This is a genomic window from Streptomyces sp. NBC_00247 (genome assembly GCF_036188265.1).
GTDB lineage: Bacteria > Actinomycetota > Actinomycetes > Streptomycetales > Streptomycetaceae > Streptomyces.
Window position 1 is genome coordinate 2,651,827 of sequence record NZ_CP108093.1, and the last position, 14,226, is coordinate 2,666,052.

At 73.0% G+C, this 14,226-nt stretch carries 14 protein-coding genes; 7 read left to right on the top strand and 7 right to left on the bottom strand.

Going from position 1 to position 14,226, the window contains the following annotated elements; genetic code table 11:
* Positions 1 to 84 precede the first annotated feature (84 nt).
* Entirely contained in the window at positions 85 to 1,128 is a 1,044-nt protein-coding gene (locus tag OHT52_RS11005) for a serine hydrolase domain-containing protein (RefSeq protein WP_328723691.1), read from the top strand.
* An 18-nt stretch (positions 1,129 to 1,146) separates the two neighbouring features.
* On the opposite strand, the gene rsmI is transcribed toward OHT52_RS11005, so the two are convergent.
* Entirely contained in the window at positions 1,147 to 1,995 is an 849-nt protein-coding gene (gene rsmI, locus OHT52_RS11010) for a 16S rRNA (cytidine(1402)-2'-O)-methyltransferase (protein ID WP_328723692.1), read from the bottom strand.
* A 146-nt stretch (positions 1,996 to 2,141) separates the two neighbouring features.
* Between rsmI and OHT52_RS11015 the strand changes: the two genes are divergently transcribed.
* A complete protein-coding gene (locus tag OHT52_RS11015; RefSeq protein WP_328719961.1) occupies positions 2,142 to 3,917 on the top strand; it encodes a dolichyl-phosphate-mannose--protein mannosyltransferase in 1,776 nt (591 codons plus the stop codon).
* A 247-nt stretch (positions 3,918 to 4,164) separates the two neighbouring features.
* Here OHT52_RS11015 and OHT52_RS11020 read toward each other — a convergent pair whose 3' ends face one another.
* A complete protein-coding gene (locus OHT52_RS11020; protein ID WP_328719962.1) occupies positions 4,165 to 4,350 on the bottom strand; it encodes a hypothetical protein in 186 nt (61 codons plus the stop codon).
* Between the two features lie 298 nt (positions 4,351 to 4,648).
* Here OHT52_RS11020 and OHT52_RS11025 point away from each other — a divergent pair, with 298 nt between their 5' ends.
* From OHT52_RS11025 to OHT52_RS11035, 3 genes are all read left to right on the top strand, one after another.
* Positions 4,649 to 6,277, top strand: a complete 1,629-nt coding sequence (locus OHT52_RS11025; RefSeq protein ID WP_328719963.1) for a penicillin-binding transpeptidase domain-containing protein — start codon at positions 4,649 to 4,651, stop codon at positions 6,275 to 6,277.
* A gap of 134 nt (positions 6,278 to 6,411) precedes the next feature.
* Complete coding sequence (locus OHT52_RS11030) at positions 6,412 to 6,948, top strand: YbaK/EbsC family protein (protein ID WP_328719964.1); 537 nt, start codon at positions 6,412 to 6,414, stop codon at positions 6,946 to 6,948.
* Positions 6,945 to 7,796, top strand: a complete 852-nt coding sequence (locus OHT52_RS11035) for an EamA family transporter (RefSeq protein WP_328719965.1) — start codon at positions 6,945 to 6,947, stop codon at positions 7,794 to 7,796. The genes OHT52_RS11030 and OHT52_RS11035 overlap by 4 nt, the downstream gene beginning before the upstream one ends.
* Before the next feature lie 15 nt (positions 7,797 to 7,811).
* Here the strand turns inward: OHT52_RS11035 and OHT52_RS11040 are convergent, their stop codons facing one another.
* Complete coding sequence (locus tag OHT52_RS11040; RefSeq protein ID WP_328719966.1) at positions 7,812 to 8,609, bottom strand: SDR family NAD(P)-dependent oxidoreductase; 798 nt, start codon at positions 8,607 to 8,609, stop codon at positions 7,812 to 7,814.
* A 124-nt stretch (positions 8,610 to 8,733) separates the two neighbouring features.
* On the opposite strand from OHT52_RS11040, the gene OHT52_RS11045 reads away from it, so the two are divergent.
* Positions 8,734 to 9,681 (top strand): CehA/McbA family metallohydrolase, encoded by a 948-nt coding sequence (locus tag OHT52_RS11045; protein ID WP_328719967.1) that lies wholly within the window; start codon positions 8,734 to 8,736, stop codon positions 9,679 to 9,681.
* A gap of 27 nt (positions 9,682 to 9,708) precedes the next feature.
* Here the strand turns inward: OHT52_RS11045 and OHT52_RS11050 are convergent, their stop codons facing one another.
* The 4 genes from OHT52_RS11050 to OHT52_RS11065 all read right to left on the bottom strand — a co-directional run bounded on the left by OHT52_RS11050 (position 9,709) and on the right by OHT52_RS11065 (position 13,657).
* Positions 9,709 to 10,869, bottom strand: a complete 1,161-nt coding sequence (locus OHT52_RS11050; protein WP_328723693.1) for a serine hydrolase domain-containing protein — start codon at positions 10,867 to 10,869, stop codon at positions 9,709 to 9,711.
* 66 nt (positions 10,870 to 10,935) lie between these two features.
* Complete coding sequence (locus OHT52_RS11055) at positions 10,936 to 11,727, bottom strand: energy-coupling factor ABC transporter ATP-binding protein (protein ID WP_328719968.1); 792 nt, start codon at positions 11,725 to 11,727, stop codon at positions 10,936 to 10,938.
* Positions 11,728 to 11,803: 76 nt separating this feature from the next.
* Positions 11,804 to 12,565 carry a cobalt ECF transporter T component CbiQ gene (gene cbiQ / locus OHT52_RS11060; RefSeq protein WP_328719969.1) on the bottom strand — a complete coding sequence of 254 codons (762 nt, stop codon included), beginning with the start codon at positions 12,563 to 12,565 and terminating at the stop codon, positions 11,804 to 11,806.
* Between the two features lie 9 nt (positions 12,566 to 12,574).
* Positions 12,575 to 13,657: an energy-coupling factor ABC transporter permease gene (locus tag OHT52_RS11065; RefSeq protein ID WP_328719970.1), complete on the bottom strand. Its 1,083-nt coding sequence runs from the start codon at positions 13,655 to 13,657 to the stop codon at positions 12,575 to 12,577.
* Between the two features lie 202 nt (positions 13,658 to 13,859).
* On the opposite strand from OHT52_RS11065, the gene OHT52_RS11070 reads away from it, so the two are divergent.
* Positions 13,860 to 14,213 (top strand): SsgA family sporulation/cell division regulator, encoded by a 354-nt coding sequence (locus tag OHT52_RS11070; RefSeq protein ID WP_328719971.1) that lies wholly within the window; start codon positions 13,860 to 13,862, stop codon positions 14,211 to 14,213.
* Positions 14,214 to 14,226 lie beyond the last annotated feature (13 nt).

The following is a 14,226-nucleotide window of genomic DNA, read 5'->3' on the forward strand; positions in this document are numbered from 1 at the left end:
CGTACCGGACCCGAGGGTCCCGTCGGCCCCGGCGTCACCGGGCTCCCCGACCCGGCCGACCGGGACGCCGGGGCCGACGCGCGGCTGCTGGCCCTGGCGGCCGCGCGGATCGGACCGGCGCCCGACCTGGTGCTCGCGCTCAGCCGCCACGGCCGGCGCACCCTGCACACCACCGGCACCGCACCACCGCCCGAGGACCGGCCGCGCGACCGGCTCCGGTACGAGCTCGGCTCGGCGTCCAAGACCTTCACCGGGCTGCTGCTCGCCCGGCTGGTCGCCGCAGGCCGGCTCTCGTACGACGCCCCCGCCGCCGAACTCCTGGCACCCGGACACCCGGTGCACCCGTCCGTACGGGCGATCACGCTGCGCCATCTGGTCACCCACACCTCGGGGCTGCCGGGGCTGCCGGCCGACTTCTACCCGCAGGCCGTACCGCGCTGGACCACCACTCCGTACGCCGGTTACCCCACCGACCGGGTCGTCCGCGCCTTCCTGCGGGCCCGCCCGCGCCACGCGCCCGGGACCCGCTGGCACTACTCCAACTTCGCCGTCTCGGTCCTCGCCCACACCCTCGCCGCCGCGACCCGCACCCCCTGGGACGTCCTCGTCCACCGGGAAGTACTCGCCCCGCTGCACCTGGACGCCACCTCGCTCGCCCCGGGCGGACCCGGCGCCGACGCGGTCGGCCACCGGCGCGGCGGGAGCCCGGCGCCGGTGCTCGGCATCGGCGGGTTCGCCGGGGCGGGCGCCGTCCGCTCCACCCCGCACGACCTGCTCACCTTCCTGGAGGCCCACCTCGCGGCGAGCGGCGCGTACGCCGGGACAGGGGCCGCCGGGGTCACACCGTTCGTGCCTCCGCCGGACGCCTCCCTCGCCACCGCGCTCGCGGGGATGCGGCACCCGGTGCTGCGCCGGGGCTCACGCCACGCCCACACCCACACGCTGACGTGGTTCCAGCACGCCACACCGCACGGCCCGGTGAACTTCCACGCCGGGGCGACCCCCGGGCAGCAGGCGTTCCTCGGCTACTGCCCGGACACCGGGACGGCGCTGGCCGCCGTCTGCACCCGGCGGGTGTCGTTCAGGGACCCGTTCGTGGCGACGGTCCACGGGCTGCTGACGGAGTAGGTACGGCCGAAGGGCCGCTCAGGCGCCCGGTGTGCGGGCCGCGTTCTTCGCGGCGACCACCGCGTCGAACACCTCGCGCTTGGGCAGCCCGGCGTCGGCCGCGACGGCGGCGATGGCCTCCTTGCGGCGCTCCCCAGCCTCCTCGCGGACCTGCACCCGGCGCACCAGCTCCGCCGCGTCGAGCTCCTCGGCGCCGGTGTCGCCCGCGCCCTCCACGACGACGGTGATCTCACCGCGTACGCCCTCGGCCGCCCACACCGCCAGCTCGCCGAGCGGGCCGCGCTTCACCTCTTCGTACGTCTTCGTCAGCTCGCGGCACACGGCGGCCCGGCGGTCCGCGCCGAAGACCTCGGCCATCGCGGCGAGGGTGTCGTCCAGGCGGTGCGGGGCTTCGAAGAAGACCATGGTGCGGCGCTCGTCGCCCACCTCGCGGAGGCGGCCGAGGCGCTCGCCCGCCTTGCGGGGCAGGAAGCCCTCGAAGCAGAACCGGTCGACGGGCAGTCCGGACAGCGCCAGCGCGGTGAGGACCGCCGAGGGGCCGGGCACGGCGGTGACCTTGATGTCCTTCTCGACGGCGGCGGCGACCAAGCGGTAGCCGGGGTCGGAGACGGACGGCATCCCCGCGTCGGTGACCAGCAGCACCCGCGCGCCGCCGGTCAGCGCCTCGACCAGCTCAGGGGTGCGGGCGGACTCGTTCCCCTCGAAGTACGAGACGACCCGTCCCGTGGTGTGGATGCCGAGCGCCTGGGTCAGGCGGCGCAGTCGCCGGGTGTCCTCGGCCGCCACGACGTCGGCCGTCTCCAGCTCGGTGGCGAGACGCGGCGGGGCGTCCGCCACGTCGCCGATGGGGGTCCCCGCGAGAACCAGCGTCCCGGCCGTCGGCTTTCCGGTCGTCGGCTTTCCGGTCGTCGGTGTTCCCTGCGGTCCGGTCGTTCCAGGCGTTTCAGTCACGGGAACCATCCTCCCAGCCCCGGCGGCCCCCGTCGCACAGCTGTTTTCCCTACGATGGCGCGGTGACGAGTACTGCGCCCGACGCCCGGCAGGGCCACGACGCCGGGGACGAGCTCTCCGGCGAGCAGCCTTCTCCCTGGGAGCGGCGGCTGCACCGCTTCGGCCACGTGCCCCGGAAGGACATCGGGCTGCGCGAGCGCCTCATCCCTCCCTACAACCGGCCGAGCCCCCGCACCTGGGGGGTCCTCGGCGTGCCGCCGGCCCTCGCGGCCCGGCTGGAGCGGTGGTCGGGATGGGGCGGCCCGCTGCTGGTGACGCTGGTCGCCGGGGTGCTGCGCTTCTGGCGGCTGGGGCAGCCCGACGCGGTGATATTCGACGAGACGTACTACGCCAAGGACGCCTGGGCCCTGATCAAGCAGGGATACGAGGGCGCCTGGCCCAAGGACATCGACAAGGTCATCCTGAACGACCCGTCCCGGGTGAAGGTCCCCGTCGACCCCGGATACGTGGTGCATCCGCCGGTCGGGAAGTGGATCATCGGGCTCGGCGAGCAGATGTTCGGTTTCACGCCGTTCGGCTGGCGGTTCATGGTGGCCCTGCTCGGCACCCTCTCGGTGCTGCTGCTGTGCCGCATCGGGCGCCGGATGTTCCGCTCGACGTTTCTCGGCTGCCTGGCGGGCGGACTGCTCGCGGTGGACGGGCTGCACTTCGTGATGAGCCGCACCGCCCTGCTCGACCTGGTGCTGATGTTCTTCGTGGTCGCGGCCTTCGGCTGTCTGGTCAACGACCGCGACTGGGCCCGCCGCAAGCTCGCCGAGGCCCTCCCCGTCGACGAGGAGGGGGTGCTCCGCCCGGACACCCTGATCGCCCAGACCCTGCGCCTGGGGTGGCGGCCCTGGCGGCTCGCGGCCGGGCTGATGCTGGGCCTCGCCTTCGGCACCAAGTGGAACGGCCTCTACGTCCTGGCCGCGTTCGCCGTCATGTCGGTCCTCTGGGACGTGGGCGCCCGCCGCACCGCCGGAGCCGTCCGCCCGTACGCGGCGGTCCTGCGCCGTGACCTGGTGCCCGCCTTCGTCTCCACGGTCCCGGTCGCCCTCGCCACGTACCTCGTCTCCTGGACGGGCTGGCTGATCACCGACAAGGGGTACGACCGCCACTGGGCGGACACGGCGGAGGGCAGCAGCGGCGGCTGGACCTGGCTCCCCGACTGGCTGCGCAGCCTCTGGCACTACGAACGGCAGGTCTACGACTTCCACGTCGGCCTGACCTCCGGCCACACGTACCAGTCGAACCCCTGGAGCTGGATCGTCCTGGGCCGCCCGGTCTCGTACTTCTACGAGGAGCCCGGCTGCACCGACTCGGCGACCGGCAAGTGCGCCCGCGAGGTCCTCGCCCTCGGCACCCCGCTGCTCTGGTGGGCGGCCTGCTTCGCCCTCGTCTACGTGCTCTGGCGCTGGCTCTTCCGCCGCGACTGGCGGGCCGGCGCCATCGCCTGCGGGGTCGCGGCGGGGTGGGTGCCGTGGTTCTTCTACCAGGAACGCACGATCTTCTTCTTCTACGCGGTCGTCTTCGTGCCGTTCCTCTGTCTCGCCGTCACGATGATGATCGGCGCGATGATCGGCCCCGCCGCGGGCGCCGGTACCCGCGCCGAACTGGGTCTGTCCACTTCCGATTCCGACCCCACCGGCGAACGCCGCCGCGCGATCGGCGCGGTGGCGGCGGGGCTGCTGGTGCTGCTGATCGTGTGGAACTTCATCTACTTCTGGCCGCTCTACACCGGAACACCGATCCCGGAGGACGCGTGGCGGAACCGGATGTGGCTGGACAGCTGGGTGTAGCCGCCCCGAACGTGGGCGGGAGGGCCCGGTCGGTGATCGGGCCCTCCCGCCCACGGGGCGCTCGTGCGCTTCCACTCGGCGGAGCTGAGGCCCCCGATGGTGAACACGCCACTGTGGTCGGTGAGTGCCGCCACGTCGAGGCCCGCGCCGCGCATCGAGGAAAAGGCGTTCGCGGGGTCCCCGTCGCCGTCCGACATCGCGGTGTGGTTGTGCAGGTCCGCGTGGACGAGGGTCGTCCCCCGCGTGATCAGCGAAGCCCGGCCCGGGCGGTGCCGGGCGCCGCCGCCATGAAGAGCATCGCTCCGGCGGCGGCGCCGAGCACGGTCCTGCGGCCCGGTGCGGGGACCCGCTCGCCGGAGCCCGGCCCGTTGTGTCCGTCGTGGTGTCCATGATGGTCGTGCCCGTGCGCATGACGGTGCCCGTGGTCTCCCATGACCCGATTCCACCGAACTGACAGGCCCATGACCACATTGGGCGGCTGACGGACGGGTGAACGTTGCGCGAGAAGCCCTCCGGGCGGGGCGGCGCCGCTCCGACCCGCACCACGCACCACGCACCACACACCGACGAGAACCGGCCACCCATCGGGAGAGCGCTCCCCATCGCCGATCCCGGCCATCGTCCCGGTCTGGTAACAACCTTCACCCGCGCGACGCATGTCCCGTACAGTCTTCCGCGCAGGCAGGTTATTGAACACGTTCAAGAAAGATCACGGGGGAAGGACCACAACCATGCGAGGCGGAGCCAAAGTCGCCATTGTCGGCGGGGTGTTCGTGCTGGTGGCCGGGGGGCTGAGCTATGGCGCGTACACCGTGCTGTTCGAGGACGGGAGCGGGGGCATCACCTCGGCCGACGCGCCCGCCGAGGTGAGGACCGGGCCACCGGACACGAAGGAGATCGCCGCGACGTCGAAGGCGTTCTTCGCCGCCTGGTCGTCCGGGAACGGGCCCGCCGCCTCGCAGCTGACGAACAATCCGGTGGACGCGGAGCCCGTACTGACCGGGTACTCCACCGAGGCGCACATCGAGAACGTCGTGATCACCCCGGGCCCGGCGGCCGGGGCGACGGTGCCGTACACGGTGAAGGGGACCGTCTCGTTCGAGGGGAAGAGCCAGCCGCTCTCCTACTCCTCCAAGTTGACCGTGGTGCGCGGGCTGACCACCGGCAAGCCGCTCGTCGACTGGCAACCCACGGTCGTGCACCCGAAGTTGACCAAGGGCGCGACGCTCGTCACCGGAGAGTCGTCCTCACCGGAAATCGAGGCGGTGGACCGCAACGGCGTGGTCCTGACCCCGGACAAGTACCCGTCGCTCGCGCCGGTCATCGCCACGCTCCGCAAGAAATACGGGGAGAAGGCGGGCGGCACCGCCGGCATCGAGACGTGGATCCAGGGTGCGGACGAGGCCACCCCCGACATCACCCTGCTCACTCTCGCCAAGGGCAAGCCCGGCAAGGTCCAGACGACCATCGACGCGAAGATGCAGGCCGCGGCCGAAAATGCCGTGAAGCAGTTCAGCGGGGCCTCCGTAGTCGCGGTCAGGCCGTCCACCGGGGCCATCCGGGCGGTCGCCAACAATCCCGCGACCGAGTTCAACGTGGCACTCGAAGGCCAGCAGGCACCCGGTTCGACGATGAAGATCGTGACCGCCGCGATGCTGCTGGAACGCGGCATAGCCACGGCGAACGGGGCCGTCGAGTGTCCGAAAGAAGCGACGTGGCGAGGCCGCACCTTCCACAACCTGAACAACTTCACGCTCCCGGACGGCAGTACCCTCACCCAGACATTCGCGAACTCCTGCAACACCGGCTTCATCAAGCTCATCGACGAGGTGGATGACGACTCGGCGCTCGCGAAGGAGGCGAAGGAGGTCTTCGGGATAGGTCTGGACTGGAAGTCCGGCGTCACCACCTGGGACGGCAGTGTGCCCGAGGAGGTGGGCGGTGAGGCCGCCGCCCAGTACATCGGACAGGGCACGATCCAGATGAACGTACTCAACATGGCGTCCATCACCGCAACCGCCCACACCGGAACGTTCCACCAGCCGGTCATCGTGCCCCAGGACTTGGACGGGCGGCCGCTCGCCACGGCCTCACGCTCACTGCCGACCTCAGTCGTCCAGCAGCTCAACTCCATGATGCGGGCCACCGCTTCGTGGGGTACCGCCGCGAAGGCCATGAGCTCGGTGGGCGGTGACAAGGGCGCCAAGACGGGCTCGGCGGAGGTCGAAGGGCAGGCAACCTCCAACAGCTGGTTCACCGGATTCAGTGGCGACCTCGCGGCGGCCGGAGTCGTCCAGTCCGGCGGCCACGGCGGCGACGCGGCCGGCCCCGTCGTCGCGGCGGTGCTGGGCGCGGGGTGAACCCGCAGCACCGCTGGACCTGTTGCAGGTGCGCCGGTCCGGGTCGTGGACCGGCGCACCGCGGCGTGCGGGGCCGTTCCCCTGCGCCCGTACGGTGCTGCGCACGGCCCGTTCGCGCGAGTAGCCTGCGGATCATGAGCACTTCCGCCACCGGCTCCGACGCCGGGTCCCAGCAGCCCACCGCCCCCGCCGCGCACGCCGAGGCGCACCCGCGATTCGCCGCCGCACTGGCTGAGTCGGGGCTCCAGGTCGAGGTGCGCCGCTTTCCCGACGCCACCCGGACCGCCGCCGAAGCCGCCGCCGCGATCGGCTGCGACCAGGCCGAGATCACCAAGTCCCTCGTGTTCGTGGCCGACGGCGACCCCGTGGTGGTCCTGATGGACGGAGCTTCGCGGGTGGACGTCGAGCGGGTGCGCGAGGTGCTGGGCGCGGCGAAGGTGAAGCGCGCGGGGGCGGACGTGGTCCGCGAGGCGACCGGGTACGCGATCGGAGGCGTACCGCCCTTCGGGCACGTCACGAAGCCCCGGGTGCTGGCCGATCGAGGGCTGCTCGATCACCCGGTCGTGTGGGCCGCGGCGGGAACTCCGCACACGGTCTTCCCGCTCGATCCGAAGAGTCTGATCGCCCACGCGGGCGGCACGGTGGTGGACGTGCGCGAGCGGACCGCGTGACCCCACTGGTCGTGGGTGCGGTACTGCTGGCGGCCTTCACCCACGCCGGATGGAACGCCCTGGCCCACGCCCTCAAGGACCAGCTTCTCTCCTTCACGCTGATCTCCGGCGGCGGGCTGCTGATCAGCGCGGTCGCCGCGCCGTTCCTGCCGTTCCCGGACGCGGCGGCGTGGCCGTACCTGGGCGTCTCGGCGCTGCTGCACATCGCGTACATGCTGCTGCTGATGCGGTCGTTCACGCTGGGCGACTTCGGCCAGATGTATCCGATCGCCCGGGGTACAGCCCCGCTCGTGGTGACCCTTCTGGCGGCCGTCTTCGTCGGCGAGCGGCCGGGCGCCTGGGCCACGGCGGGTGTGGCGGTGGCCTCGGCGGGCCTGGTCGGCCTCGCCCTCTGGGGCATCCGGGGCTCCGGCCGCCGCCCGGACTGGCCGGCCCTGGTGGCGGCGCTCGGGACGGGCCTCGCCATCGCCGGGTACACCACGGTGGACGGCGTCGGGGTACGCGCGTCGGGGAGTTCGCTGGGGTACGTCGCCTGGCTGATGATCGCGCAGGGCCTGGCCGTGCCGGCCTACGCCCTCTTCCTCCGGCGCGGTGAACTGGTGTCCCAGCTTCGCCCGTTGGCGTTGCGGGGACTGGGCGGGGCGGCGCTCTCGGTGCTCGCGTACGGGCTGGTGCTGTGGGCCCAGACCCGTGCCGCGCTCGCCCCCGTCGCGGCGCTGCGGGAGTCCTCGATCATCGTGGGCGCGGCACTGGGCGCGCTGCTCTTCAAGGAGCGGTTCGGCGCCCCCAGGATCGCGGCGGCCGGGCTGATGGTGGTCGGCATCGGGCTGATGCTGCACGCGGGTTGATGCCCGGCCGTCCGCTCACTCCTCTCCCGTCGCCCGCTTGAAGCCGGTGTGGACGGCGAGCAGCCCGCCGTCCACGCGGAGGGTGGTGCCGGTGATCCAGGACGCGTCGCCGGAGGCGAGGAAGGCGACGGCGGCGGCGATGTCGTCCGGTTCGCCGACGCGGCCGAGCGGGTAGAGGGCGGCGGCCCGGTCGAGGTCGGCCTCGCGGCCCGCCCAGGCGTCGGTGCGCAGGGTGCCGGGGGCGATGAGGTTGACGCGCACCCCGCGCGGTCCGGCGTGGCCGGCGAGGGTACGGGTCAGGCTGGCCAGTCCCGCCTTCGCGGCGCTGTAGGCGTGACCGCCGAAGTCCTGTTCGCCGTTGACCGAGCCGATGTTGACGATCGCGCCCCGGCCGGAGGCGGCGAGGTGCGAAAGGGCGGCGCGGGAGCAGCGGAAGGCGCCGCCGAGGGTGATGTCGAGGCGGCGCTGCCACTCCTCGTCGTCCTCGTCCTCGAACAGTTCGGCGTCCGGGCCCGCCGCGTAGGCGTTGTTCACCAGGACGTCGAGGCGGCCGAAGGCGGTGACCGCGTACGCCACCGCCGCCTCCACGGCCGTCCGGTCCCCGACGTCGCAGGCGAGGGAGTCGGCGGCCCACCCCTCGTCCCGTATCCGCGCGGCGGTGGCGGCGGCGCGGGCGGGGTCCAGGTCGGTGACGAGCACCGACGCCCCCTCGGCGGCGAGTCGGCGGGCTGTGGCGGCGCCGACTCCCTGTCCCGCTCCGGTGATGAGGACGGCGTGGCCGTCGAAACGCGCGAAGGAGAGGGGTGTCGTCATGGGGCGACCGTACTGCGGAGGGTGGCATGGGGTCACGGGTGCTGCGTCGAATCGCCGCCGCCGGGGGTGGAGTCGGGCGAGAATCGGACCGTGCGCACGCCGAGGCGCTCGGGACGGGGGGCTGATGGGCGGCTGGTACCGCGGGGACTGCCACGTGCACTCGGTGCACTCGGACGGAGAGCTGACCGCGGCGGAGCCGGCGGCCGCCGCGCGGGCGGCGGGACTCCACTTCGTCGCGACCACTGACCACAACACCGCTGCGGCGCACGGGGTGTGGGCCGAGCAGGCCGACGCCGGCCTCCTGGTGATCCTGGGCGAGGAGGTGACGACGGCGACCGGGCACTGGCTCGCGCTCGGCATCGGGCCGGGAGAGGTCGTCGGTGGGGAGTACGGGGTGCGGGACGGGCTGATCGGCGCCCACCTCGACCGGGTACACCGGGCCGGCGGGATCTGCGTGGCCGCGCATCCCCACGCGCCGTACCCGTCGGGCACGTTCGCGTACGCGTACGAGGGCTTCGACACGGTCGAGGTGTGGAACGGACTCTGGACGTCGGACCTGCCCTGGAACGCGGACAACGAAGCGGCTCTGGCCGAGTGGGGGCGGGGCCTGGCAGCCGACGTCCACCGGGGGCGGTGGCGGCCGGCGGTGGGCAACAGTGACACCCATCTGGCGGGGCAGCTCGGAGTCCCGCACACCGTCGTGTTCGCGGAGGAGCTGAGTACGTCCGCCGTGCTCGCCGCCCTCCGTGCGGGGCGGAGCTGGATCGCCGGATCGGCCGCCGTGGACGTGTCGTTCACCGCCACGGCCGGTGCGAAGACGGCGGAGGTGGGCGGATGCCTCGACACCGGTGGCCGGGAGGTCGTCGTACGGGCACGGGTGCGGGGCGTCCCGTCCGCGACCGTCTCCTTCCACACCGAACGGGGAGCGGTCCACCACACCGAGCTTTCGCCGGAGGGCTCCGGCGAAGTCGAATGGCGTACCACCGCACAGGAGTCGGGCTTCGTCCGCGCCGAAGTGCGCGATCCGCGCGGGCACATGGCGGCACTCACCAACCCGGTCGCCCTGACCTGACCTGCCGCACGGCCGGGGTGGGACGCCTCAGAGCACCGAGCGCACCGCCCGGACCAGGGCCTGGGCGCGCGGGTCGGCGGTGACTCCCTTCTGGAGGCCGTTGGTGACGTAGCCGAGGGCGATACGGGACTCGGGGTCGGCGAAGCCGAGGGAGCCGCCGCGTCCGGGGTGGCCGAAGGAACCGGGGCCGAGCAGCGGGGCGGCCGGGCCGTGGAGCATGTACCCCAGTCCGAAACGGGTGTTGACCACGAGGACCCGGTCGGGCCCGGAGGACTCCTCGGTGCGGGCCAGGGTGAGGGTGGCGGGGGCGAAGAGGCGGTGGCCGTCGACCTCGCCGATCATCGCGGCGTAGCAGCGAGCCAGTGCGCGAGCGGTGGCGATGCCGTTGGAGGCGGGGAGTTCGGCGGTGCGGTAGGCGGGGTCGTTCTCGTCCGGGTCGGGGTGGATCGCGCCGAAGGCACGGCGGGTGAGGGAGTGCGGGTCGGCGTACGCCTCGGTGACGGCGCGCTTGGGCCGCATCCGCAGGGCGCCGGGGTCGCCGGTCGAGGGTGGTTCGACGGGGCCGATCCGGCCGATGCGGTGGGCTTCGTCGGCGGGAAGCCCGAACCAGAAGTCGAGGCCGAGGGGGCGGGCGATCTCTTCGGCGATCCAGCGGCCGATGGTCCGGCCGGTGGCCCGGCGGACGAGTTCGCCGATGAGCCAGCTGTAGGTCTGGGGGTGGTAGCCGTGGTCGGTGCCGGGTTCCCACTGGGGCCGCTGGGCGGCGACGGCGGCCGGGCCGGTGTGGCCGTCGGCGGCCTCGGCGGGGGTGAGCGGGCGGTCCAGGGCGGGGACGCCGGCACGGTGGGCGAGGAGTTCGCGCACGAGGACGCGCTCCTTGCCGTTCGCCTTGAACTCGGGCCAGTACGTTCCGACCGGGGCGTCCAGGTCCACCTGGCCGCGCTGGTGGAGCATCAGGGGGACGGCGGCGGCGATGCCCTTGCCCGCCGAGCGGACGACCTGGACGGTGTCGACCGCCCAGGGTTCGGTGCCGTCCACGTCTCTCGTACCGGCCCAGAGGTCCACGACCTTGCGCCCGTCGCGGTAGACGGCGACGGCAGCGCCGCGCTCACCGCGCTGTTCGAAGTTCCGTACGAAGGCGTCCCGGACCGCTTCGAATCCGGGGGCCACCGTGCCCCGTACGTCCACGCCTGTTTCCGCGCTCCCGCTCATCCCCCCATCCTGCATGGCCGCGCGGGTCCGACGGGAGGCGGGTCACTTGCTGTTTACGGTCACGGAACCTGGATCGAAGCCGAAGGGCAGCTCCAGCCGGTGCGCGCGCATGAGCTCCTCGTCGAGGAGGAGGTCCTGCGTACGTCCGTCGGCGGCGATGACCCCGTCGCTGAGGACGACGGCGCGGCGGCAGAGCTCCAGGGCGTACGGGAGGTCGTGGGTGACCATCAGGACGGTGACGTCCAGGGAGCGGAGGATGTCGGCGAGTTCGCGGCGGGAGGCCGGGTCCAGGTTGGAGGAGGGCTCGTCGAGGACGAGGATCTCGGGCTCCATGGCGAGGACGGTGGCGACGGCCACCCGGCGGCGCTGCCCGAAGGAGAGGTGGTGCGGCGGGCGGTCGGCGTACTCGGCCATGCCGACCTGCGTGAGGGCGGCGGTGACCCGGGCCTCCAGTTCGGCGCCGCGCAGCCCGGAGGCGGCGGGGCCGAAGGCGACGTCCTCGCGGACGGTGGGCATGAACAGCTGGTCGTCGGGGTCCTGGAAGACGATGCCGACGCGGCGGCGGATCTCCGCGAGGTTCCGCTTCTCGACCGGGAGCCCGGCGACCCGGACGGTTCCGGCGCCCGCGTCGAGGATGCCGTTGAGGTGCAGGACGAGGGTGGTCTTCCCGGCGCCGTTGGGGCCGAGCAGTGCGACGCGCTCGCCCCGGCCGACGGTCAGGTCCACGCCGAAGAGCGCCTGGTGCCCGTCCGGGTAGGCGTAGGCGAGGCCGCTGACCTCCAGGGACGGCGGCACGGGGGTGAGGGGCGGATCGGTGGGGGTCGGGCTGTTCATGTGCTCATCCCAGCAGACGTGCGGCAGGAGGGTGAAGGTGCGGGGTGCCCGCGGGACGCCCCGGGACGCTGGCCCGTCACAGGGCCCAGCCGAGGGCGCAGACGACGAGGGCGGGCAGCGGGAGCGCCGCCGCGTACGCCCACTGGGTGCGGGAGGCCGTCACCTCGTCGATGACGGGCATGGTGCCCGCGTACCCGCGGCTGACCATCGCCAGGTGGACCCGCTCGCCACGTTCGTAGGAGCGGATGAAGAGGGCGCCGGCCGACTTGGCGAGGACGCCCCACTGGCGTACGCCGCGCGCCTCGAAGCCGCGGGAGCGGCGGGCGACGGACATCCGGCGCATCTCGTCGGTGACGACGTCCCCGTACCGGATCATGAAGGACGCGATCTGTACGAGGAGCGGCGGCAGCCGGAGCCGCTGGAGGCCCAGCAGCAGGGCGCGGAGTTCGGTGGTGGAGGCGAGGATCACCGAGGCGGCGACGCCGAGGGTGCCCTTGGCGAGGACGTTCCAGGCGCCCCAGAGCCCGGCCACGCTCAGGTGGAGGCCGAGGAACTCGGTCCGCTCCCCCGGCACGAAGAACGGCATGAGCAGCGCGAACGCGACGAACGGGACCTCGACGACCAGCCGCTTCAGCAGGTACCCGGCGGGAATGCGGGCCACCGCGGCGACGGCGGCGAGCAGCACCGCGTACAGCGCGAACGCCCACACCGCCTCGCGCGGGGTGGAGACCACGACGAGGACGAAGCAGCAGACGGCGGCGAGTTTGCAGTGCGGGGGGAGCCGGTGGACGGGCGAGTGCCCGTGCCGGTAGAGACGGTGCGCGTGGCCGGCGCCCATGGAAGTACCTCAGACCTTCTCGGCGAGCGACGCGTCCGCCTCCGCGGCGGCCACGTCGGTACCGTCGACCCGGCGGCGGCGGACCACCCAGAACACCGCGCCGCCCACGACGACGGTGACACCGACGCCGATGACCCCGGCGAGTCCGCCGGAGAGGCGGGCGTCGTCCACGTCCTTGACGCCGTAGTCGGCGAGCGGGGAGTCGGCGGAGGCGTGCTCCTCGACGTTCCGGTCGATGCCCTTGTCGGTGGCGACCTTCTCCAGGCCGTCGGGGCTGGAGGAGGCGTAGTACGAGACGAAGCCGGCCAGCACGAGCGCCGTGAGCAGGCCGCCGGCCAGCAGACCGCGCGTGGACCGGGTCGCGACGCCGACGGCGGGCTTCGCGGCGGGGGCGGCGGGGGCCGCGTCGACCAGCTGCCCGTCCACGCGGAGCTTGAGCGGCGCGGCGAAGCCCTTGGCCCCGTGCACCAGGTCCGGGCGGACCGCGATGACGGCGCCGACCGTGGCGGCGGTGATGACGGCTTCACCGATACCGATGAGGACGTGCAGGCCGACCATCGCCTTGAAGACCTCGCCGATGGGGATGTCGGTGGTGCCGCCGATCCAGTAGATGAGCGTGAAGGCGACGGCGGCGGCGGGCACGGAGACCAGCGCGGCGACGAAGGAGGCGACCGTGACGGTGGACCGGCGGCGCGGCAGGGCGCGCATCAGCAGGCGGAAGACCACGTACGCGACGACGGTGGTGACGACGCCCATGTCCGTGATGTTGACGCCGAGGGCGGTGAGGCCGCCGTCCGCGAAGAGGATGCCCTGCATGAGGAGCACCACGGTGACGCAGAGGACCCCGGTGTAGGGCCCGACGAGTATCGCGGCCAGCGCCCCGCCGAGGAGATGCCCACTGGTGCCGGCGGCGACCGGGAAGTTCAGCATCTGCACGGCGAAGATGAAGGCGGCCATCAGCCCGGCGAGCGGGGCGGTGCGCTCGCCCAGCTCGCGGCGGGCGCCGCGCAGACTGACCGCGACGGCGCCCGCGGCGACGACTCCGGTGGCCACGGAGACAGGTGCGTTGATGAATCCGTCGGGTACATGCATGGGAGGGCTCCGCTTCTGCGGGGTCGGCGAGGACGAGGCTGCGACCAGGGTCTGCGACCCGGGCAGGCCATGAACCCGCCAATCATAGGGTTTTCTTGCGAATGATGCGCAAGAGCGCATTCCCCACATTTACGCGCGGCGCACGCGCCGTGAAATATGGGACATTAGAGTGCAAAGCGTTAATAACAGGAGGAGTCGGCCGATGTCCCCCGTGATCGAAGAACACACCCGGGCCCGTCTCATCACCGACGGCCCGCTCACACGCCCGGTCCCGGTCGACCTGCGCTACGACGCCGACGGCGACCCCGGCACCGTCCATCTCGTCTTCGACGGCGGCGCCGACTGGGCGCTGCGCCGCGAACTGCTGGAGGACGGCATGAACGCGCCGGTCGAGAGCGGCGAGGTGCGCCTCTGGCCCGCCGGGCGGGCGCAGTTGGTGCTGGAGTTGCACTCGACCGGCGGAGTCGAGGTCTTCCAGATCGAGAACGCCGCGCTCCAGCGCTTCCTGGGCCGCACCCACACCGAGACCGCCCCGCCCGCCGCCGCCGGACGCTGAGCCCGTACCGCTC

What these genes read in the sequence shown, in the direction of transcription:
- OHT52_RS11020 (WP_328719962.1), bottom strand. Translation starts at nt 4,350, where the DNA reads ATGGGAGACCACGGGCACCGTCATGCGCACGGGCACGACCATCATGGA.
- OHT52_RS11070 (WP_328719971.1), top strand. Translation starts at nt 13,860, where the DNA reads ATGTCCCCCGTGATCGAAGAACACACCCGGGCCCGTCTCATCACCGAC.
- OHT52_RS11055 (WP_328719968.1), bottom strand. Translation starts at nt 11,727, where the DNA reads ATGAACAGCCCGACCCCCACCGATCCGCCCCTCACCCCCGTGCCGCCG.
- OHT52_RS11030 (WP_328719964.1), top strand. Translation starts at nt 6,412, where the DNA reads ATGAGCACTTCCGCCACCGGCTCCGACGCCGGGTCCCAGCAGCCCACC.
- cbiQ (WP_328719969.1), bottom strand. Translation starts at nt 12,565, where the DNA reads ATGGGCGCCGGCCACGCGCACCGTCTCTACCGGCACGGGCACTCGCCC.
- OHT52_RS11025 (WP_328719963.1), top strand. Translation starts at nt 4,649, where the DNA reads ATGCGAGGCGGAGCCAAAGTCGCCATTGTCGGCGGGGTGTTCGTGCTG.
- OHT52_RS11065 (WP_328719970.1), bottom strand. Translation starts at nt 13,657, where the DNA reads ATGCATGTACCCGACGGATTCATCAACGCACCTGTCTCCGTGGCCACC.
- OHT52_RS11045 (WP_328719967.1), top strand. Translation starts at nt 8,734, where the DNA reads ATGGGCGGCTGGTACCGCGGGGACTGCCACGTGCACTCGGTGCACTCG.
- OHT52_RS11040 (WP_328719966.1), bottom strand. Translation starts at nt 8,609, where the DNA reads ATGACGACACCCCTCTCCTTCGCGCGTTTCGACGGCCACGCCGTCCTC.